This is a genomic window from Nocardia cyriacigeorgica, from assembly GCF_010868145.1.
Classification (GTDB): domain Bacteria; phylum Actinomycetota; class Actinomycetes; order Mycobacteriales; family Mycobacteriaceae; genus Nocardia; species Nocardia cyriacigeorgica_D.
Genome location: NZ_JAAGUY010000002.1, coordinates 148,142 through 168,073, shown reverse-complemented (window position 1 = coordinate 168,073; position 19,932 = coordinate 148,142). Strand labels below are relative to the sequence as shown.

Genomic DNA, 19,932 nt, shown 5'->3' with positions numbered 1-19,932 from the left:
CAACCGACCTGGTGATACAGGTGCGCCCCGCCGGAAGGGGACCGGCGGGGCGCGAAACTACGGTACTGCGCGGGTCACTCGTTGCGCTGGTCGATCGAGCTGGGGCCGCCCGACTTACGCGGGGTCGACCAGCCGCCCGGGCCGTAGCTGATCTCCAACAGGGCCTGATCAGAGGCGCTGCCGTTGCCGTCTGCGGAGCCGCCTGCGTTGCCGTCGGGGCCAGCAGTCACGAGGATCTGCATTCCTATGTCACCTCCTCTCGAGGTCGTCAGGGAGCACGGCGGGGACTTCCCACCGTGCGCGAGCTTTCGCGGGGTCGTAGGCCGGGATGACGTCGGCGGCGAGGACCAGGCGGTCCGGGACGATCCCGCCGAAGAAGTGGCGGAAGTTCGGCACGAGCACCGCGTGGGCGCCGTTCGCGCGGACCATCGTCACGAGCTGGTCGATCGGGTCGACCAGCAGATCGACGGGGTCGGACGTGCCGCCGCTGATCACCATGGTCTTCATGAGCGTGTAGCCCAGCCGGTCAGCGGTTGACCGCAGCAGCTGTTCGTCCCACCGGCAGCGAGGCCCGGACGCCTCGGTGACGATGTACCCGATCGCCGGTGCGCGCCGCCGGATCCTCAGCAGCCGCCCGAAGAGCGCGCGGAACCGGATCCGTAGCAGCCGCCCGACCGGGCGCGCCGTCACGCTGTCGCCGCTAGGTTCGGCGTGCTGCCGCGCGGCCACGCTGCGACGAGTCCTCGCGGGGTTGGTTCCCACGCGATCCCGTAGATCGTCTTTCGGCCGGTGACCAGGCCCTTCTCGGCGAGGCTGCGCATCGTGTTCTCGACCTGGCGGTCACCTACGCCCATGGCGCTGGCGATCTCAGGCGAGGTGGCGTCGATAGTGGCGTAGGCGACGAGATGCTGCAGGGTCCAGATTTCAACGGACAGCCGCCGGGGCGCGGCCTCGCCCGTCATCGGACGCTCGCGGTGCAGTACATCCGCCACCGAAGATTCGAGCCCTGGACAATCAGGCCCTGACGGTGCAGCGAGCGAGTGGCGCGCATGATGCGCCACCTCGGCCGACCGAGATGACGAATGAGCATCGTGGTGGAGAGCTGGCCTCGACTGCGGACTGCGTCGAGAACGGCTGCCTCGGTTCTGGTCATGGCGGACCCCCGGGTGCGTGGTTTGGCTACGGGCGCCCGGTGCCGGTGCCGCCATTGGGCAATGGATCGGGGCCCCAACACCGGACGCAACATCACGTTAAGCCTGGGTGAAGGGTCCGAATGTGCCATCTGTGTGCCAAATTCGGGTGCTACGGTTTGGGGGTGAGAGAAGCTGATTCGGTTGGCGCACGCATCGCCCAGCACCGAAAAATCAAAGGCTGGACGGCCAAGGAGCTCGCCGAACGCGCCGGTGTCGGACACGACCCCCTGCGCAAGGTGGAAGCCGGTCGGACCTCGCCGAGCACATTCTGGGTCGGACGGGTCGCCGAGGCGCTCGGTGTCGACATGAGCAGGCTCTATGCCGAGGATTCGGAGGATACCCAGACTCTGGACATCGTGCCGGTCATACGTCGTACATTGGCCGCAGTCGACCTGATGGACGAGGACCTGGAACCGCTGGCGGTCGCCGAACTTGCGCCACGCGTAGCCGAGATCGGCAACTGGCGCCGCGGTGCCCGCTACCGGCGCATTGGCGAGGCCCTGCCCGGCCTGGTTGACCAGCTGCTGGTCTCTGCTGACGAGTACGGCGAACCGGTATACGGCCTACTCACCGACGCCTATCGTGCGGCAAACACGCTGGCGCACAAGTACGGACATCCCGATTTGTCGATGACCGCAGTCGAGCGGATGCTGTGGTCTGCAGGAAAGTCCAGCGACCCGCTGCGCATCGCCAGCGTCGAATACCTCAAGGCCGCGACGCTGGCCCGCATCGGTGCACAGCGGCAGGCGATGAAGCTGCTCGACCGTGCTGTCAGCGACATCGAGCCGCTTGCGCGCGCTGGCCAAGACCGCGCCGCGCTCGCGGTGCTGTCCACCCTGCACATGCGGGCGGGCACAATCTCGGCGACCATCGGCCAGGGCGACATCTCGCGCGCCCACCTCGACGAAGCCGAGCGGCTGGTGGCTGGGATCCCGGACGGCATCACGGTGCTCGACACCGTGGTCGGCTCGACGAACGTCGCACTGCACCGCATCGCGGCCGAGGTCGACCTGGGGGAAGCGGGCCGAGCGCTCGACATCGCCAGGAAGGTGCGGATGCCCAAGGGATTCGCCAGCGAGCGCAAGACCTACTACTGGGTCGACACCGCGCGTGCCCATCTTCTGGCGGGCGATCCGGACGCCGCGATCGAAGCACTCATGGAATCGCGCGAGGCGGCACCGGAGCACTTCCGAGCGTCCGGCACCGTGAAGGCCGCCGTTCGCGCGACGGCCGACCAGCAGCGCCGGACGACGTCGTCGCTGCGCTCGCTGGCCAACGCCGCCGGGATCGCCGACTGATGGCCGCCGACATGCCACCCCCTCAGTCGCCCGTCGAATTCGACAGGGCCACCATCGCCGCGCTCACCGAGGCTGGCTACAGCGAGGCCGAGGCCACCAAGATCCTCGCCGTCCTGCGCGCGGCGGGCGTGATTCGCTCGACCGTTGAGACGACTCTGGCGGGCATCCAGCTGGTCGGCACAAACGCGCGCATCCGGCTGGACAACGGGCTCGAAGTCTTCGGCCGAGCGACCCGGGACGGCGTTCCGTTGGTGCCGGACGAGATCGACTGGCACCCAGGACGGTAGCCCGCACAACGAACCGCCCCGGCCGAGTGGCCGGGGCGGTTCTGTGTTGGTGCTGCAGTCAGCCGCGGTAGACCCAGCCTTCCGGCCGCCAGCCCGCCGGCATGGTCTCGCGAGCGTAGGCGACCATGATCCGGATCAGCTCGGACCGGTTCGGTTCGCCGGCCCTCGTAAGCAGCTCCTCCGCGACAGCCTGGTCATCCAGGGCGTCGATCATCTCGTCACTCATCCGCAGCGACATCGCTGGTCGGCGGGGGCCGGATCTGGGCATGGGGGTCTACCTCCGAGCGAACTTGATCAGCAGGAATGCGACGACGAGCCACGCTACCGCGTAGGCCGCGGCGCGCACGGGGTGCCAGTTGTCGACAAGCAGGACGGCGCCGAGGGCGGCGAGGCCGGCCAGCAGGGCGAAGATTCTCATGGGGTGCCTTTCAGGTGGTGGTGGTTGGTTGACTCAACACAGAGAGAGGGGTCTACTTGGTGGTCGGTGACCCGGGTAGTTAGTGGCTACCCGGGCCGCCTTCCTAGCGGGTGTTACTTCCTTCGGTGCTTCCCTTTGTAGCGTCGCTTAGCGCGCCATTCCGAGAACTTTGGAGCGGCTACCGGGTAAATCCCGAATACCGTTGTCCAAACCAGGCCGATGATGAAGTAAACATCTCCCTTGTCCATGCGGACCCACTCTCTTGTGTTGTGTTCTGTGGGGGCTGGCTGCCCTCACATGAATAACTATAGCGTAGTGTATGACACTACGCAACCCCTATTGTTTGCGCAGGTAGGGCTACATTTCTAAGCGCCAGAGTGCCCCGGGGGAATTGACGGATCGGTCGAGTATTGCGAGTCTCGAATCTGATTAGAGAATGAGGGGTTGCGACCTCCTGGGGGTGCGGTCTAATGTAGTGTCATACACAACGCGTTGACCGAAGGAAATGGACATGATCGCCACCGCCGAAAACCTCCCCGAGAACATCGCCGCCGCCGAGTGCATCGAGATCGCCATGGCCCTGTTCACCGAGACCCCGGCCGGTGGAACCCGCTGGGTCATCGGCACGGTCGCCCAGCATGGCGAGGAGGGCATCATCCTTGACACCCTGGAGCCGACCGAGAAGGGCCGATTCGGGTACATCGAGGACGACGCGGCCTGGTTCGACCGCGCGGCCAAGGTACTCGCCGACCGGGGCTGGAAGGCCAAGCACGAAGGCGACCTCGCTCTCGACAGCGACATCGAGCTGGTGCGGGCCTAGCTCGCGCAGGGGGCGCCGGTGTGGACCAGGGTGTGGACGCGGTCCACATCCGGGCCGTAATCTGGCGCAGTCAGACGCACCAAATTTCACTGAGATTCACGAACGCGCAGGTTGGCGCGGCGGATGGCCGCTCAGCTGGGGTCCGATAGGGGTTCGATTCCCCTAGGCTCCACCACAATTACCGGCCTGTGCTCGCGGAGAGCGCTCGCCGGTTTTTTGTTTCCGCGTGTTTTTGGGGCGAAGCCCCCAAACCCCACCGGAGGGCTGCGCCCCCGGACCCCCTCACAGGTCTACGACCCGCCAGCTCGCGCGCTGTGACCGCAGCCCTCTCTCAGGTCTCCCGGCCGCCGAGCACTATTGCCTCGGCGCTTCTGCGGGCTTACCGTTACTGCACTCGATCATGGGGCGGGTGTGGAATGGAGGGGCCGATGCGGATTTCGCTGCATGGGGATGGGGACGGGATTCGGGTGCGGATGCGACTCGACGTCAATCGGCGGCGGTGGCTGGCTACGCGAATCATCTTGTGGATACTCGCGATCCAAGGGCTGATCGTCGGAGTGTGGGCGACCCTTGCGCCGCATTCCTGGTACACCAGCTTTCCCGGGCTCGGGATGCAGTGGGTGGGGGTGGATGGGCCCTACAACCATCATCTGGCCGGGGATGTGGGGGCATTCTTTCTCGCCCTCGCGGCCGTCACCGGTGCGGCGCTGTACTACGGCGACAGTCTGTTGTCTCGGGTCGCTGGGCTGGGGTGGCTGGTTTTCGGTGTGCCGCACCTGATCTACCACGCCTTCCACAAACCGGCCGAGATGGGTGGGCTGAGCTTCACCCTGAGCGTTGTCGCGGCCGCACTGCTGCCGATCCTCGGGCTCGCGGTGATCCTGGTCGCGCCGGCCGAACGCACGCAGGTGCGCGACCCGGCGCCGCTGAACATCCGATTCAGGCGGCGCCGGGACCGCTGACCTGCACTCAGCCGGTGACTGCGGCCTGCTCGATTCTGGCAAGCACCTCGGGTTCGGGCCAGCTCCTGATCTCATAGCGGGGCGGTGCGAGGCCCGGCACCGGAGTCAGCCCGAGTATTTCGACCACGCGGGCGAAAGGCGCGTCGAACAGGGTGCGCTCGTTGCCGTCGTCGTCGGTATCGCAGAAGACGACCAGATCCGCCTCCGGCAGTAGATAGTCCACACCCTCGCCCCAGGCGGTGATGGTGCGCGGACCGTCATCCGAGTCGTAGTACATCAACGTGGCGACGAAGGCTGTGGACGGATCAGCGAGATCGGCGTCGAGCGATTCGAAATCCAGGTCTATGTCGAGGATTTCGTTCAGCCACTCCGACTGGGCCGCGTACTCGGTGACGGCGAGACCGCAGCGGGCGCGATGTGCGGCGGGCAGCTGCTCATGCGCGCCTGCCTGATCGAACGGCACCACCTGCCCGTCGTCGTCCACGGTGTAGGCCTGCGGGGACAGCGGACGCTCGGACTCGCCGTACTGCTCTTCGATCATCTCGAACAGGTCGCCGATCAGTTCCGGATCGTCGGGCGCGACCAACAAGGTGTCGGCATCGGGCAGGAACGCGACAGCGCGGCGGCCGTAACCCGCGCGGAAGCTGTCGAGCCAGCCCGGCACCAGAATCCAGGAAGCGAAGTAGCTGTCACCGTCGTCGACGAAGCGAAGGATGGATTCGTCGTCCACGTCCGGCGGCTGCACCATCTCGGCCAGATTCGCCTGCGACGCGGCGAAGACCTCGGCGTCGGACACACCCCATGCCGCGCGATGGTCGCCCTGGACCAGAACACGACGGTCGGGCAGGTCGATGGCCACCAGCTCGTCCACGAACGGGAACACCGTGCGCCCGAGCGGCTGATCGGCCGCGGGCACGGTAGAGCGGTAGGTCACGGGGCGCAGTACCGGCCGCAGTAGCGGACGAGCATCGGTCCAGTTGTTGGGAACCTCGAAGTCGGTCACGGCGACACCGTAGCGGCCCGCTGCGACGTTTCCTGGTGGTGGCGACAACCGCCGGTTATCAAGCGATTTCGACACGGGAGTCGTAGTCGGCGTGCGCCTGCGCGATCTCCCGCTGATGCGTTTCGGTCCAGGTGACCAGGGCCTGGATCGTTTCGTGCAGGCTCGCGCCGAGCGGGGTCAGTGCGTAATCCACCCGGGGCGGAACCACTGGATACACCGTGCGATGTACCAGCCCGTCACGTTCCAGGTGACGCAATGTGCGGGTGAGCATGCGCTGGCTGACACCGTCGATCTCGCGCCGCAATTCGGTGAATCGCATGGTCCGCCCGGCAAGGAGCGCGATGGTGAGCAGCGACCATTTGTCGGCGATGCGGTCGAGGATCTGGCGCACATCGCAATCCTCGCGGGGGTCCCACTGTTTGGCCGTGTAGCGGTCGGTATCCGCGCAGTAACCGAGTGACTCAGAAGTGCCGTCTTCCATGAATACCGATAGTGACCGATGATGCTCTCAGTTACAAGAAGTAACCGACAGTTGTTTCGGGAACCAGGGTGGAGGTGGCGTAATGACCGGCAAGGTGAGGTCGTTCGCGGAGATCGAATCGGAATTCGACGCCTATGTGGGGCGCATCGTGTACGCGACGATGGTGACGGTGGACAGTAAGAACCGGCCGCGCACCCGGGTGCTGATTCCGGTGTGGGAGAACGTCGACGGCACACCGGTCGGTTGGCTCGCGACGTACCGGACGCCGATCAAATCGGCGCATATCGCCCGCAATCCGCATGTGAACTTCTCGTATTGGGCCCAGGGCAGCAATAACTCCGTCGCCGTCGACGCGACCGCCGAATGGATCGACGATCCGGCGAAGGGTGTGCACGATCCGCAGACCAGACAACGGATCTGGCGGATGTACGCGCGCACCAGCCCCCGCGGGGCGGGATATCACCTCGGGCAGTTCTGGAATTCACCCGACGACCCGAAGCTGCACATCATGCGACTGGAGCCGTGGCGGATCCAGGTCATCCGGGGCAGGGACCTGCGCAGCCGGATCTGGCAGGCGCCGGCCGAGGTCACGGCCGGGCCCACCCCGATCGCCCGATGAACGCTCAGATCGGACGTTTGGCGATCACCCTGTTCAACCGGTCGCGGTCGCGTTCGAGCTTGCGTGCCTCGTAGGCGATGGGGAAGTAGCGCACCCGTTCCGGCAGCATTGGCACGACGCGGGCGATCACCCAGCCGATCGCCCGCAACTTGCGTTCGTCGGATTCCGACCAGGTCAGTCCCAGTTTGCGGCGGGCGGCCTCGGGTGTGGTGCCGACGGTGACGAAGTACTGCAGCGCACCCACCGGCGCCACGACCCGCCGCCACACCGGCCGCAGGAAGCCGGGCAGCTGATGTGGCGCGCCGACCGAGCGGATGACGCGCAGGTAGTCGTGTGCGGTCTGGGTGGCGACGAGGTGGTTTTCCACCCGGTCGGCGAAGAACTTCTCGAAATCGGCGTAGGTTGCGGGAAGTTCCTTGGGCGGCACCGAGAAGTTGCGCATCAGCTGCAGCGTCTCGTGGTAGTACTCCTCCTTCTCCTGTGCTGTCAGCGGGCGCTTGGCGAAGTATCTGGCGTTCTCACTGAAGGCGAAGGTCCCCGTGTGCAGCACCCATGCCCAAGGGCCGCTCGACAGTGCGCGGTGTTTGACGCCCGCGGCGTCGGTGGTGTTGAGCGAGGCGTGCATGGCGCGCAGTCGTTCGGTCTCGGCCAGGGCCTCGGGGCCGCCGTAGGTCCAGGTCATCACCGCGGACAGGCTGCGCACCGCGCGTCCGACCGGATCGGTGCGGAAGGTGGAGTGGGCGTCGACCACTGCGGAGATCGTCGGCTCCATGGTCTGCAGCAGGAACGCGGATCCGGCGGTCAGCGAGAAGGTGACAAGTCCTGTTTCCTCCCACATTCGGGTTCCTGGGCCGAAGGCGCGGCGTTCGGGAAGCGTTGGGGGCCTGGACTCGACCTCGACGGACGCTGTCATGGCGATCTCCCTTGATCGACGATTGAGCGAGTGTGAGAAAATAATACTCTAACTCTCTCATGATTGCAGGGCGGGCGAGTCGAGTCGAGCCGAATGCGGTGGGCGCCGATTAGCGTGCAGGGGTGGATTCTGTACTCGACTACCTGCTCACCGCGTCTTCGGAGGTAGGGCCGCTCACGAGCGTGCCCCAGGCCTGGCAGCGGCATCAGCAGACCGCCGAGCTGTTCGATGCCCCGGTGGATGCGGCATTGGCCTGCGGGTTCGGCGCGGACCGGCTCGGCTATGCGTTCCTGTCCGGCTATCAAGCGGCACTGCGGGCGATGGTGCCGGACCTCGCACCGGGGGAGCTGGTGTCGTTGTGTGCGACCGAGCAGGGCGGCGGGCATCCGGCGGCCATCCGGACCGAGGTGATCGAGCGGGACGGCGAATCGTTCGTCGACGGGACGAAGACCTTCGCAACACTCGGCGCGCCCGCTGACCGGCTTGTGGTGATCGGCAGCGTGGGTGCGGACGCAGACGGCCGTAACCGGTTGCGTGCGGTGTTGGTGGATTCCGATCAACCATCGGTCGCGCGCACCGCGTTGCCCGAGACCCCGTTCATTCCGGAAATACCGCACGCCGTGGTGACATTCACCGGTGCGCGGGCCCGGGCGCTGCCCGGCGACGGCTACTCCGGATATCTGAAACCCTTTCGCACCATCGAGGACATCCATGTGCTCGCGGCCGCGCTCGGCTGGCTGATCCGGATGGGCCGCCGTGGCGAGGTGGCGCGACCGTTGCTGGAGCAGTTGCTGGCCACGGCCGCGACCCTGCGTGATCTCGGCCGGACGTCGGCGAGTTCGCCCGGCGCACATATCGCGCTCGGCGGTGTGCTGGCGCGGTTCGACGAACTGCCGCAGTCGACGGTGTCGATCTGGGAGCGGGCCGAACCGGTCGATCGTGAGCGCTGGGAACGAGATCTGCCACTGCTGCGGGTTGCCGGGAAGGTGCGCGGCTTGCGCTTGGAGGCAGCGTGGCAAACGGTGCGCGGCTCAGCTGATTAGTGCCGGAAACGAGGTTCCGCCAACTCGTTCCGGAAACCGGGTCCGGACATGAGAGCGGGCCTCGGCGAAGGGGGGGAGTTAGCCGAGGCCCGCGTAAGGTCGGCCCGGGGGGGAGGGGCCGACGTGAACGATCCTACGCGAAGATCCGCGTTTTTGTGTGCTCGAGGACAGGCGGTTTCGAAGTTTTTTCGGGGTAATTCACAGAGTTACGGCCCAGCCTTTGGCGAAACTGACACTCGCTGGGTGCCCGGACGATCACGAAGATGGCTCCGTGGTTGCCAAAATCCCTGGCACGCACCGTCTTACGGGGCTGTATACGCGGTTGGCCAGGGTGTCCTGGATAGTCTGTAAAACATGCCGATCGGTCGCTGTAGCGACGCGTGTGGCGGTGCTGGAGGGCGGACAGTCCGCGTGTCGCTGCACCGGGAACCAGGGCGTGCGGGAGACCACCGTGGAATCTCAAATGTGTCGTACCCCCGTGGCAGCATTCCGCGCGTGGACGACTTCGGTCCGGAAAACATGTCGTCGTTCGTGTATTCCCCTACCGGGTTACGCGGACGTGATTAGCTCGCGTGCTCGAACGAGTACCAGCACGCGGCGAATCGAGTAGTGGGATACGCACGACCGGAGGCCGCTGCGCCCGGCATCATCGAATCGGTCGCACCTCGATCCGGAACCCCCGAGCACCGCCCGGATCGAGGTGCGACCTTTCTCTGTTGCCCGCGGGTAACCGGACAGCCGGACAAATCGGGTGAAATCGGACGCGTCAGGCGCAATACTCACATCAGATCGGGTCGATCGCCCGGTGGATCCGACCCTTGCGGTTGCCGGTCGCGGCGATTAGTTTCGGCCGCGCTCGGCGTCATATCTGCAGGTCGCCGAGGAAGCCGGCCGCCCGATACCGCATGTCATCGAGCTATACGAACTTCAGGAGAATCATGGGTGACGCAATAGTCGCCGAGGGCCTGGTCAAGCGCTATGGCCCGCTGGTCGCCCTCGATGGACTCGACCTGACCGTGCCCGAAGGCACCGTCACGGCACTGCTCGGCCCGAACGGGGCGGGCAAGACCACCACCGTTCGCGTGCTGACCACGCTGCTGATCCCCGATGGCGGCCGCGCCACGGTCGCGGGCATCGACGTGCTGCGGGATCCGCGGGCCCTGCGCCGCCATATCGGGGCGTCAGGCCAGTACGCCGCGGTCGACGAGTACCTCACTGGTTTCGAGAACCTCGAAATGGTGGGGCGCCTGTACCACATGGGCGTGCAGCGAAGTAAGCAACGTGCCCGCGAACTGCTCGAACGTTTCCGGCTCAGCGACGCCGCCGACCGACCGGTCAAGGGTTACTCCGGTGGAATGCGCAGGCGGCTTGACCTGGCGGGTGCGCTGGTCGCGCAACCACCGGTGCTGTTCCTCGACGAACCGACCACCGGCCTGGACCCGAGGGCTCGCCTGGATCTATGGGATGTGATCGAAGAACTCGTCGCCGGGGGCACCACGCTGCTGCTGACCACCCAGTACATGGAGGAGGCCGACCGGCTCGCCGATTCCATCGCGGTGATCGATCGCGGCACGGTGATCGCCAAGGGGACCGCCGACGAGTTGAAGACCATGGTGGGCGGCGACCGAATCGAGCTGACCGTCGACCATGTGGACAACCTCGTGGTCGCGCAGCAGGCGCTGGCCGGTCTCGCCGACGGCGAGATCCACCTGGAGCCGGGTCTGCGGCGCATCATCGTTCCGGTCAGCAACGGCTCGCAGGCACTGGTCGAGGCGGTCGGCAAACTGAACGATCACAGCGTGAAGATTCATGACGTCGGGCTGCGGCGGCCCTCGCTCGACGATGTCTTCCTCACCCTCACCGGACACGAGGCCGAGGAAATGGTCGGCGCCGACGATGCGGGCGAGGGCCTGGCCGAGCTCGAAGCAACGGAAGGAAAGACCCGATGACCGCGGTCACCACCACGACGGTCGTGCCCGATCACGGCCCCGGTGTCGGGGAACGGCTCACCACCATCCTTTCCGACACCATCACCATCACCAAGCGCAATGTCATCAAGATCAAGCGCGTACCCGATGTGCTGATCTTCAGTACGTTGTCGCCGATCATGTTCGTGCTGCTGTTCGCCTACATCTTCGGTACGGCGATCAAGGTGCCCGGCCTCGAGGGCGGATACCGTGAGTTCCTCATCGCGGGCATCTTCGCGCAGACCTGCGTGTTCGGCTCGACTTTCACCGGGCTCAGCCTGGTGGAGGACATGCAGAAGGGCATTATCGACCGGTTCCGGTCGCTGCCGATGGAGCCGGTCGCCGTGCTGATCGGGCGCACCATCAGTGACGTCGTCATCAATGTGGTCAGCCTGGTCGTCATGTCGCTGACCGGCCTGATCGTCGGCTGGCGGATCCGCGGCTCGTTCCTCGACGCGGTGCTCGCGTACGTGCTGTTGCTGCTGTTCGCCTACGCGATCTCCTGGATCATGGCGTTCGTCGGGCTCATCGTCCGGGCGCCGGAGGTGTTCAACAACGCCAGCTTCATGGTGATCTTCCCGCTGACGTTCCTCGCCAACACGTTCGTGCCGATCGAAGAACTACCCACCGTGTTGCGAGTATTCGCCGAATGGAACCCGGTATCGGCGGTGACGCAGGCGATCCGCGAGTTGTTCGGCAACACCTCGCCGGTTCAGCCGCCGCCCGACACCTGGCCGATGGAGCATCCGGTCGCGACGACCCTCATCTGGGTGGTGGTGATCCTGGCGATCTTCGTACCGCTCACGCTCTGGAGGTACAAGCGCAGCGTCAGCCGCTGAACCTCAGCCCTGCGATTCCGCGCCGGTTCCCGCCTCGGGGGCCGGCGCGGAGCCGTTTCGGGAGTAGCCGATCCGCGGCGGCGCCGGGGCAGGCGCAGGCGGCGACGGACGCTTGGCGCGAGCCAGCCACGCGGCACCGCCCGCGGCCGCGACAGCGGCGGCGGTCAGAAGCCGATTACGGGAACGCGAAGACAGGTGCATGGACCTCGAGCTCATGGGTCAACTCTGACACAGACCCCGGGTTCGTGCACCGAACCCCAGGTCAGCGCGCTGCTGGCTTGGTCATGGCACGATGGTCGGGTAACCATGACCGCGTCGGCGACCCCGGCACGATTCGAATGAGCCGATGAATCCCCAACCCCCTGCGACGACGTGTGTCCGGCATCCGGACCGAGCGACCGGTCTGTCCTGCACCCGATGCGGCCGCCCCGCCTGCCCGGAATGCCTGCGCCCGGCCTCGGTCGGCCAGCATTGCGTGGACTGCTTGCGCTCGGATCAGCGCAGCACGCCGCAGGTGCGCACGGTGTCGACGGCCGCGGCGCCGCGAGTCACGATTCCGTATGTCACCTATGCGCTGATCGCGGTGAACGTCGCGGTGTTCGCGGTGACCGCCGCGCAGTCGCGCAGCCTGATCGACAACTACAACGGTTCGTCGCTGTTTCTTCGCTGGGTGATGTTCCCGCCCGCGGTCGCCGATGGTGACTGGGTCCGAGTGATCGGGTCCGGCTTCCTGCACTACGGTCCGCTCCATCTGCTGCTCAATATGTTCGCGCTGTACGTGGTCGGGCGCGATATCGAGCTGGTGTTGGGCAGGCTGCGCTACCTCGCGGTCTATCTCGTCTCGCTGCTCGGCGGTTCGGCCGCGGTCATGGTGTTCGCGCAGGACAGCCTCACCGCAGGTGCGTCGGGCGCGGTCTACGGTCTGTTCGGCGCGATCACGGTGATCTTGATTCGGCTGCGGCAGAACGCCAACAGCATGTTGATTCTCATCGGCATCAACGTGTTCATCAGCTTCTCGCTGCCAGGGATCTCGCTGTTCGGGCATCTCGGCGGTCTCGCGGCGGGCACCTTGGGCGCTCTCGGCATCCTGTTCCTGCCGACCTGGTTGCGGGCCGGTTCGACACGAAACGCGCAGATCATCGGTTGGTCGGCACTCGCCGCGATCACCGTAATCTCGTTGGCGGTGATCGGCGGAGCAGCGGCGTCGCTGCTGCCCTGAATGTTTCACGCGAAACAACGACCACCGCACCGCGCCGCTGCCGGCGCACGCCGCCGCAGGGAAATGTGGCGATGCGGCTCAGGACCGAGTGATATCCCCGCTCAGCCGCAGCTGCTCGACCAGCACGTCATAGACATCTTCGGGGTGGGTGCCCACGTCCCAGCGCCCGAAGATCAACAGCCGTTCGGCGTCGTGGTGCAGGAGTTCGATCTCCAGCATCGGCATCCGGCGGCCGAGGCGACGGTAGTAGACGATGCGGGCCCGCAGGATCTGCTCGGGATGGTATTCGGTGGGGCCGGTCAAGGACCGGACGACCAGCCGCGGGTCGTCGCCGGGAATCACCGACAACCGTGGCCTTTGCCGGAACCCGAGCCCGGCCAGCCCGAGCAGCAGCACGGCGGCCAGCCCGATGAGCAGACGTCCGGGCGGATCGCTGTTGAGTATGGCGACGACGGCCAGAACGACCCCGCCTCCGGTCGCGGCGACCAGCGCAGACAGCGGGGTGGTCCACGAGAGGCGCGGCTCAGGATTCACGGTTTCCTCGAGTTGTCCACAGGTTCATCCACAGGTGTGTATGAATGACACGTCTGTAATGCGGTCGGCAGAAACCGGGCTCAGCGCCACCGCATGGTCATGATCAGGCCGATCACCATCAGACCGAAGCCGATGAGGAAGTTCCAGGCGTTGAGGTCGCTCATCCAACTGAGCTGATCGCCCGCGAGGTAATACACAAGCAGCCACACCAGGCCCGCGAGCATGAACCCGAGCATGATGGTGACGTACCAGACCGGCGAGGGGCCGACGGCCTTCACCTTCACCGGGGTCCGGCTGGCGGGGGAGCTGGAGTAGTCGGTCTTCTTACGGACCTTGGACTTGGGCATGACGTCCTCGAATTCGGCGAACAGGGCAATACCGGCGTCCCTCCGGTTCCCTCTAGGCTATCCCAACTGGTAATGGATGCGACGGCCTGTGGGTCGGCCACGTAATCTCGAACCATGCGTGTTCTGGTCGTCGACAACTACGACAGCTTCGTCTACAACCTGGTCCAGTATCTGGGCCAGCTGGGCGCGGAGGCCGAAGTCTGGCGCAACGACGACCGGAGACTGGCCGATCTGGACGCAGTCGCCACCGAATACGACGGCATTCTCATCAGCCCAGGGCCTGGCACCCCCGACCGCGCGGGCGCCAGCATCGATCTGGTCCACGCCGCGGCCCGCCACCGCACCCCGCTGCTGGGTGTCTGCCTCGGCCATCAGTCCATCGGCGCGGCCTTCGGCGCGACCGTCACCCGGGCGCCGGAGCTGCTGCACGGCAAGACAAGTTCGGTCTTCCACATCGGCGCGGGCGTGCTGGCCGGGCTGCCCGACCCATTCACCGCCACTCGCTATCATTCGCTCACCGTCCTCGAAGACACCCTGCCCGACGAGATCGAGGTCCTCGGCCGCACCGAGAGCGGCATCGTCATGGCCATGCGCCATCACGAGTTGCCCATCCACGGGGTGCAGTTCCATCCGGAATCGGTACTCACCCAGGGCGGACATCGCATGCTGGCGAACTGGCTCGAAGTGTGCGGGGAACGGCCGGCCGAGGGGCTGGTGGAGATGCTCGAGGCGGAGGTCGCGGCGCTGGCGGTCTCGTGACCCGGCCCTATGTGCTGCTGTCGGTCGCGACGAGCGTCGACGGCTACATCGACGATGCGAGCCCGGATCGTCTGCTGCTGTCCGGCGTCGCCGATCTCGACCGAGTCGATCAGGTACGGGCCGAATCCGACGCCCTGCTGGTCGGTGCGCAGACGCTGCGCCATGACAATCCGCGACTGCTGGTGAACGATGCGGTCCGCCGCGCCGATCGGGTCGCCGCAGGGAAGCCCGAATACCCGCTCAAGGTCACGGTGAGTGCGAGCGGTGACCTCGATCCGGGGCTGCGGTTCTGGCATCACGGCGGGGAGAAGCTCGTCTACACCACCGCCGCCGGTGCGGCGCGGCTCGGTGATCGGCTGGGCGATACCGCAGAGGTCGTTGCCCTCGGCGCCGAGATCGACCTCGGCCTGCTGCTCGATGATCTGGGCGCGCGCGGTATCGGCCGCCTCATGGTCGAGGGCGGTACGAGAATCCTCACCGGATTCCTTGCCGCGGATCTCGCCGATGAATTGTGCGTGGCCATCGCGCCGTTGATCGTCGGGGACACGTCGGCGCCGCGCGTGTTGGGGCCTGCCGCCTATCCAGGGGGCGCGCAGCGACGAATGACGCTGATGAGTGTCGAGCGCGTCGACGATGTCGCCGTCCTGCGCTATTTGCCGAAGGCCGGCGGCCGGGCCGGTGGGTCGGCGGTTGCCGGGTGATCCCCCATCTGCCGGTGGCGACCAGAGAAGGAGACCACGGTGAGTGATGCATCACCGGATGATCGCGTATGGATGATGCGGGCCATCGAATTGGCCCGGATGTGTCCGCGCAGCGAGACCGCCTTCTCCGTCGGCGCGGTTATTGTCGGCGGCGGCGCCGAGATCGCCACCGGCTACTCCAGGGAAACCGACCCGAAGATCCACGCCGAGGAATCCGCGCTGGACAAACTAGCCGCAGACGACCCCCGGTTGGCGGGTGCCACCATCTACAGCACCCTCGAACCGTGTTCACAGCGCGCCACGGCGACGCGGCTGCCGTGCACCGAGCGGATCCTTCGTGCCGGGATTCCCAGAGTTGTCATCGCCTGGCGCGAACCCTCGACATTCGTCACCAACTGTGTCGGTGTGGAACTGCTACGGCAGCGCGACGTCGAGGTGGTCGAGCTATCGGAACTGGCCGAGGCGGCGATGTCGATGAACCGCCACCTCGACCTGTCCTGACGAGTTATGCCTCAGGGCCTGCCGTAGACCGCGGTGACGAACTCGCCGAGCTGATTGTCATCGAGATGCCTGGCCAGATCGGCTTCGCTGATCATGCCGACCAGTCGCTTGTTCTCGATGACCGGCATGCGTTTGATCTGGCGGGTCTCCATTTCGTCGAGCACCTCGCCGATATCGGCGTCGGCGGAGACCCAGCGAGGGGTGGCCTCGCAGAGTTCGGCGGCGCGGGTGCCGGACGGGGACAACCCCTGGGCGATGCATTTCACCACGATGTCGCGGTCGGTGATGATGCCGCACATCCGTTCGTTCTCGTCGGCGATGACGAGCGAGCCGACACCGAGTTCGGCCATGACGCGGGCCGCCTGCGCGACCGATTGATCTCTGGAAATCCACTGAGCGCCGGGCTTCATGATGTCCCTGGCAGTGGTCATCTGGGCTACCTCCTCATTGCTCAGCTGTGCTGATCGGGATGGAGCCCATCAATTGTCGCACCGTACGGACCGGCCGGTTCGCCGAATCGGCATCCGGTTCGCTCGAATTCGGCGACCTGCTGGTCCGTCACCGGATCACGGCGGACCGAGCGGCAGTACTCCGGTGTAGATGACGACGGAACTGTTGCGCCCGACCGAGCTACCCGCGGCCGGTTGCTGATTGAGCACCTTTCCCACGCTCGCCGAATCAAGCGTGACCTGCGTGTTCTGCACGATCTGCGTGGTCGAGCCGGACCAGCCCGCCTGCCGCAGCCGGTCGATGGCCTGCGAAGCGTTGAGCCCGACCAGGCTCGGCATGGTGAACTCGGCGCCGAGAGAGACCTGCACCGTCACGGTGGACCCCTTCTCCGCATTCGAGCCGCCCGCCGGGCTGGTCGCGATGACCTCGCCCTTCGGCCTGGAGGAGGCGACCTCCTGCACGACGACCTTGAACTTGGCGCCGTCCACCAGATTCGGCTCGGCGACGTCGATGTCCTGGCCGACCACGTTGGGCACCCGGACCTGCTCGGGACCGCTGCCGATGGTGATCTTGACGGCCCGGTCGACCTCGACGCTCGCGCCCTCGGCCGGATTCTGTCCGATGACCTTGTCCACCTCGGCCTCGCTCGAGGCGTCCTTGTCGACCTGGGGATCGAGGCGAAGCCCGATGGCGTTGAGCTTCTGTTCGGCCTGCTGCTGGGTCAGACCCGTCAACCTCGGCACCTGAACCTGCGCGGGTCCGGTGGATACCTGCAGGGTGATGGTGCTGCCCTCGTCGACCCGAGAACCGCCGAGCGGCTGGGTGGCGATGACGTTGCCCGTACCGACCTTTGCGTCGGGTTTCTCCTGTATGGCGACGTGGAAGCCGAGGTTCTCCAGCTTCTGCTCGGCGTCGCGCACCGAACTGTTCGACAGATCCGGCACCGCCACCTGATCGGGTTTGCTGCCCGGCCCGATCAGCACCCAGAACAGCGCAATGGTGACGATTACCGCCGCCACCGCGCCGAGGACCAAATAGGCCGTGCGGCGTGGATTCGATGGTTCGACGGGTTCCTGCTCGCCAGTGTCATCAGGGTCGTTTCCGGCGCGATCGTAATCATCGACGGTGTGGAACGAGCGCGGCGCGGGCTCCTCGGAACCGAGGATGGTGGTGCGATCCTCGTCGGTCATGACCATCGGCGCGCTCGGCTTCTGCCCGCCGAGTACCCGGATCAGGTCCGCGCGCATCTCAGCAGCGGTCTGATAGCGGTTGGCCGGGTTCTTGCTCATCGCCTTGAGCACCACGGAATCCAGTTCGCGCGGTACGCCGTTGTGCACATGTGAGGGCAACCGGGGATCCTCGCGCACATGCTGGTAGGCCACCGCAACCGGCGAATCACCGGTGAAAGGTGGTTCACCGGTGAGGATCTCGAAGAGTACGCAGCCTACCGAGTACACATCCGAACGGGCGTCGACCGTTTCGCCGCGCGCCTGCTCGGGAGACAGGTATTGGGCGGTACCGATCACGGCGGCGGTCTGCGTCATCGGGTTGGCAGCATCGGCGATAGCGCGGGCGATGCCGAAGTCCATCACCTTCACCGCACCGGCCCGGTTGATCATGATGTTGGCCGGCTTCATATCGCGGTGCACGATCCCGGCCTTATGGCTGAAATCCAGTGCGGCGCAGACATCGGCGATGATCTCCATCGCCCGGCGCGGCGGCAGTGGGCCCTTACCGCGCACGATATCGCGCAGGGTATCGCCCTCGACGTACTCCATCACGATGTAGGGCAGCGGCCCGCCGTCGATCTCGGCCTCACCGGTGTCGTACACCGCGACGATGGCCGGATGGTTCAGCGCGGCGGCGTTCTGCGCCTCGCGCTTGAAGCGCAGGTAGAACGTGGGGTCGCGGGCCAGATCGGCCCGCAGCACCTTGATCGCCACATCTCGGCTCAGTCGAACGTCGCGTGCCTTGTGGACCTCCGACATCCCGCCGAACCCGATGATCTCACCCAGCTCATACCGGGAGGAGAGATTCTTCGGGGTCGTCATGGCGTTCCTTGCTCAGAAGTAGCCGGCGTACTGGTTTCGGTGACGACAGGACGTCGGGCGCCGGGAATCTCGGGCAATGGTATGTCGATGGTCGGCACTCGCCCACGCGTGGTAGTCGTCCGTGTCGTGGTGGATTCGGTGGTGGTCGGTTCGGTCGTCGTCGGTTCCGTGGTGGTCGTCGTCGACGTGGGCGCTTCGGTGGTCGTGGTCGGAGCCTCGGTGGTGGTTGTCGGCTCCTCAGTGGTCTCCACCGGGGGCGGCACCGGCCGGACGGTCGTGGTGACCGGCGGGGGGAGCGGCCTGGTGGTGTGCGGCGCGACAGTCGTCGAGTCGGGCGACCTGGTCGGATCCGGATTGGTATCGCCGCCGAACAGCAGCCAGATCACCAGACCGCCGAGCAGTACGGCACCGACGCCGAGCCCGGCCATCCACTTCTGGGTGGAGGTCAGGCCGCGCTTGTGATCCTCGGGCGGCGGTGGGGCGTGGCCGGAGGTCGGGGTCGCGCCGACAGTGGTCGGGGTGGCCGCACCGGTCGACGGCGCGGTCGGATAGCGCACAGTCGCGCTGTTGTCGTAGGCGGGCTGCGCTGAGGGCAGCACGACCGTCGGTCCCGGTGGCAGCACCCTGGTGGCACCGGTGGGCGCGGGGCCGGTACCGAGGCCGCGCGGCGGTGGTGGCCTGCGGCCCGCGCGCACCGCAGCGACCGCATCGGCGAACTCGCCGCCGTCGGCGTATCGCTGGGCGGGGTCCTTGCCGATCGTGATGTCGATCAATTCCCGCACGTTCGGGGGCAGATCGCCGGGCATCGGCGGCGGCGTCTCGCGGACATGCTTCATCGCGACAGTGATCGCGCCGTCACCACTGAACGGCCGCTGACCGGCCAACGCCTCGTAGCCGACGATGCCGAGGGAGTAGACGTCGCTGGCCGCGGTGGCGTCCTCGCCGACCGCCTGCTCGGGCGCGATGTACTGGGCGGTGCCCATCACCATGCCGGTCTTGGTCACCGGCGAAGCGTCCACGGCCTTCGCGATGCCGAAATCGGTGATCTTGACCTGCCCAGCGGGGGTAACCAGGATATTGCCCGGCTTCACATCGCGGTGGACGACGCCGGCGGCATGCGCCACCTGCAGCGCGCGACCGGTCTGTTCGAGCATGTCGAGACCCTGGGCCACTGACAGCCTGCCGAGCCGGTTCAGCACAGTATTGAGCGGTTCACCCTGGACCAGCTCCATGACCAGGTAGGCCACCTCCCCGCCCTGCGGGTCGACGGTCTCGCCGTAGTCGTAGATGCCCGCGATGCCCGAGTGGTTGAGCTGCGCGGTGGTCTTGGCTTCGGTGCGGAACCGATGCCGGAAGGTGGGGTCGGCGGAGAACTCGGCCTTGAGCACCTTGACCGCGACACGCCGGTCGAGACGGGTGTCGAGGGCCTCCCAGACCTGGCCCATCCCGCCGGTGGCGATCAGCCGCTGCAGCCGGTACCGGTCCGCGATCATCGCACCGTTGTTCAGCATCGGTTTCCCCGCAGAT

26 protein-coding genes are annotated in these 19,932 nt (G+C 66.3%); 12 read left to right on the top strand and 14 right to left on the bottom strand.

Annotation, left to right across the window (positions count from 1 at the left end; translation table 11 throughout):
* Positions 1-74 precede the first annotated feature (74 nt).
* Genes GV792_RS04575 through GV792_RS04565 form a run of 3 tightly spaced genes read right to left on the bottom strand, consistent with a single transcriptional unit; the run spans position 75 to position 962 of the window.
* Positions 75-242 carry a hypothetical protein gene (locus GV792_RS04575; protein ID WP_163822362.1) on the bottom strand — a complete coding sequence of 56 codons (168 nt, stop codon included), beginning with the start codon at positions 240-242 and terminating at the stop codon, positions 75-77.
* 7 nt (positions 243-249) lie between these two features.
* Entirely contained in the window at positions 250-690 is a 441-nt protein-coding gene (locus tag GV792_RS04570) for a hypothetical protein (protein ID WP_163822361.1), read from the bottom strand.
* Complete coding sequence (locus tag GV792_RS04565) at positions 687-962, bottom strand: hypothetical protein (protein WP_163822360.1); 276 nt, start codon at positions 960-962, stop codon at positions 687-689. Before GV792_RS04565 ends, GV792_RS04570 begins: the two co-directional genes overlap by 4 nt.
* Positions 963-1,315: 353 nt before the next feature.
* On the opposite strand from GV792_RS04565, the gene GV792_RS04560 reads away from it, so the two are divergent.
* Together GV792_RS04560 and GV792_RS04555 are read left to right on the top strand one after the other, a co-directional pair.
* On the top strand, positions 1,316-2,491 hold the full coding sequence (locus GV792_RS04560; RefSeq protein ID WP_163822359.1) for a helix-turn-helix domain-containing protein: 1,176 nt from the start codon (positions 1,316-1,318) through the stop codon (positions 2,489-2,491).
* A complete protein-coding gene (locus tag GV792_RS04555) occupies positions 2,491-2,778 on the top strand; it encodes a hypothetical protein (RefSeq protein ID WP_163822358.1) in 288 nt (95 codons plus the stop codon). The genes GV792_RS04560 and GV792_RS04555 overlap by 1 nt, the downstream gene beginning before the upstream one ends.
* Positions 2,779-2,836: 58 nt before the next feature.
* Here GV792_RS04555 and GV792_RS04550 read toward each other — a convergent pair whose 3' ends face one another.
* Both GV792_RS04550 and GV792_RS04545 read right to left on the bottom strand, forming a co-directional pair.
* Positions 2,837-2,992, bottom strand: a complete 156-nt coding sequence (locus GV792_RS04550) for a hypothetical protein (protein WP_163822357.1) — start codon at positions 2,990-2,992, stop codon at positions 2,837-2,839.
* Between the two features lie 60 nt (positions 2,993-3,052).
* Entirely contained in the window at positions 3,053-3,196 is a 144-nt protein-coding gene (locus GV792_RS04545; protein WP_163822356.1) for a hypothetical protein, read from the bottom strand.
* Between the two features lie 511 nt (positions 3,197-3,707).
* Here GV792_RS04545 and GV792_RS04540 point away from each other — a divergent pair.
* Together GV792_RS04540 and GV792_RS04535 are read left to right on the top strand one after the other, a co-directional pair.
* A complete protein-coding gene (locus GV792_RS04540; protein ID WP_163822355.1) occupies positions 3,708-4,016 on the top strand; it encodes a hypothetical protein in 309 nt (102 codons plus the stop codon).
* Positions 4,017-4,444: 428 nt separating this feature from the next.
* Positions 4,445-4,978: a hypothetical protein gene (locus GV792_RS04535; RefSeq protein ID WP_256670403.1), complete on the top strand. Its 534-nt coding sequence runs from the start codon at positions 4,445-4,447 to the stop codon at positions 4,976-4,978.
* A 7-nt stretch (positions 4,979-4,985) separates the two neighbouring features.
* Here GV792_RS04535 and GV792_RS04530 read toward each other — a convergent pair whose 3' ends face one another.
* Both GV792_RS04530 and GV792_RS04525 read right to left on the bottom strand, forming a co-directional pair.
* A complete protein-coding gene (locus tag GV792_RS04530) occupies positions 4,986-5,981 on the bottom strand; it encodes a hypothetical protein (protein ID WP_163822354.1) in 996 nt (331 codons plus the stop codon).
* 58 nt (positions 5,982-6,039) lie between these two features.
* The gene (locus tag GV792_RS04525) at positions 6,040-6,462 is read right to left on the bottom strand and encodes a winged helix-turn-helix transcriptional regulator (RefSeq protein WP_163822353.1); all 423 of its coding nucleotides are present in this window, start codon (positions 6,460-6,462) and stop codon (positions 6,040-6,042) included.
* Between the two features lie 82 nt (positions 6,463-6,544).
* Here GV792_RS04525 and GV792_RS04520 point away from each other — a divergent pair, with 82 nt between their 5' ends.
* Positions 6,545-7,081 (top strand): pyridoxamine 5'-phosphate oxidase family protein, encoded by a 537-nt coding sequence (locus GV792_RS04520; RefSeq protein ID WP_163822352.1) that lies wholly within the window; start codon positions 6,545-6,547, stop codon positions 7,079-7,081.
* Positions 7,082-7,085: 4 nt separating this feature from the next.
* Here GV792_RS04520 and GV792_RS04515 read toward each other — a convergent pair whose 3' ends face one another.
* A complete protein-coding gene (locus GV792_RS04515; RefSeq protein ID WP_163822351.1) occupies positions 7,086-7,994 on the bottom strand; it encodes an oxygenase MpaB family protein in 909 nt (302 codons plus the stop codon).
* Positions 7,995-8,116: 122 nt separating this feature from the next.
* Here GV792_RS04515 and GV792_RS04510 point away from each other — a divergent pair, with 122 nt between their 5' ends.
* The 3 genes from GV792_RS04510 to GV792_RS04500 all read left to right on the top strand — a co-directional run bounded on the left by GV792_RS04510 (position 8,117) and on the right by GV792_RS04500 (position 11,843).
* Positions 8,117-9,037, top strand: a complete 921-nt coding sequence (locus GV792_RS04510; protein WP_163822350.1) for an acyl-CoA dehydrogenase family protein — start codon at positions 8,117-8,119, stop codon at positions 9,035-9,037.
* Between the two features lie 938 nt (positions 9,038-9,975).
* Positions 9,976-10,986 carry an ATP-binding cassette domain-containing protein gene (locus GV792_RS04505; RefSeq protein ID WP_163822349.1) on the top strand — a complete coding sequence of 337 codons (1,011 nt, stop codon included), beginning with the start codon at positions 9,976-9,978 and terminating at the stop codon, positions 10,984-10,986.
* Positions 10,983-11,843, top strand: coding sequence for an ABC transporter permease (locus GV792_RS04500; protein ID WP_175583951.1), 861 nt, complete (start codon positions 10,983-10,985; stop codon positions 11,841-11,843). The genes GV792_RS04505 and GV792_RS04500 overlap by 4 nt, the downstream gene beginning before the upstream one ends.
* A 3-nt stretch (positions 11,844-11,846) precedes the next feature.
* On the opposite strand, the gene GV792_RS04495 is transcribed toward GV792_RS04500, so the two are convergent.
* Positions 11,847-12,059 (bottom strand): hypothetical protein, encoded by a 213-nt coding sequence (locus GV792_RS04495; protein WP_163822348.1) that lies wholly within the window; start codon positions 12,057-12,059, stop codon positions 11,847-11,849.
* A 130-nt stretch (positions 12,060-12,189) separates the two neighbouring features.
* Between GV792_RS04495 and GV792_RS04490 the strand changes: the two genes are divergently transcribed.
* The gene (locus tag GV792_RS04490; RefSeq protein ID WP_163822347.1) at positions 12,190-13,062 is read left to right on the top strand and encodes a rhomboid family intramembrane serine protease; all 873 of its coding nucleotides are present in this window, start codon (positions 12,190-12,192) and stop codon (positions 13,060-13,062) included.
* 78 nt (positions 13,063-13,140) lie between these two features.
* Here the strand turns inward: GV792_RS04490 and GV792_RS04485 are convergent, their stop codons facing one another.
* A complete protein-coding gene (locus GV792_RS04485) occupies positions 13,141-13,596 on the bottom strand; it encodes a PH domain-containing protein (RefSeq protein WP_163822346.1) in 456 nt (151 codons plus the stop codon).
* 80 nt (positions 13,597-13,676) lie between these two features.
* Positions 13,677-13,943, bottom strand: coding sequence for a cell division protein CrgA (crgA, locus tag GV792_RS04480; RefSeq protein WP_163822345.1), 267 nt, complete (start codon positions 13,941-13,943; stop codon positions 13,677-13,679).
* Between the two features lie 114 nt (positions 13,944-14,057).
* Here crgA and GV792_RS04475 point away from each other — a divergent pair, with 114 nt between their 5' ends.
* Genes GV792_RS04475 through GV792_RS29220 form a run of 3 tightly spaced genes read left to right on the top strand, consistent with a single transcriptional unit; the run spans position 14,058 to position 15,904 of the window.
* Complete coding sequence (locus GV792_RS04475) at positions 14,058-14,702, top strand: aminodeoxychorismate/anthranilate synthase component II (RefSeq protein WP_163822344.1); 645 nt, start codon at positions 14,058-14,060, stop codon at positions 14,700-14,702.
* Positions 14,699-15,403: a RibD family protein gene (locus GV792_RS29225; protein ID WP_163955497.1), complete on the top strand. Its 705-nt coding sequence runs from the start codon at positions 14,699-14,701 to the stop codon at positions 15,401-15,403. Before GV792_RS04475 ends, GV792_RS29225 begins: the two co-directional genes overlap by 4 nt.
* A gap of 39 nt (positions 15,404-15,442) precedes the next feature.
* Positions 15,443-15,904: a deaminase gene (locus GV792_RS29220; protein ID WP_309138458.1), complete on the top strand. Its 462-nt coding sequence runs from the start codon at positions 15,443-15,445 to the stop codon at positions 15,902-15,904.
* An 11-nt stretch (positions 15,905-15,915) separates the two neighbouring features.
* Here the strand turns inward: GV792_RS29220 and GV792_RS04465 are convergent, their stop codons facing one another.
* The 3 genes from GV792_RS04465 to GV792_RS04455 form a co-directional block, all read right to left on the bottom strand.
* The gene (locus GV792_RS04465; RefSeq protein WP_163822343.1) at positions 15,916-16,335 is read right to left on the bottom strand and encodes a CBS domain-containing protein; all 420 of its coding nucleotides are present in this window, start codon (positions 16,333-16,335) and stop codon (positions 15,916-15,918) included.
* Between the two features lie 135 nt (positions 16,336-16,470).
* Positions 16,471-18,405, bottom strand: coding sequence for a Stk1 family PASTA domain-containing Ser/Thr kinase (gene pknB, locus GV792_RS04460; RefSeq protein ID WP_163822342.1), 1,935 nt, complete (start codon positions 18,403-18,405; stop codon positions 16,471-16,473).
* Positions 18,402-19,916 (bottom strand): protein kinase domain-containing protein, encoded by a 1,515-nt coding sequence (locus GV792_RS04455; protein ID WP_163822341.1) that lies wholly within the window; start codon positions 19,914-19,916, stop codon positions 18,402-18,404. Before GV792_RS04455 ends, pknB begins: the two co-directional genes overlap by 4 nt.
* Between the last annotated feature and the right edge of the window lie 16 nt (positions 19,917-19,932).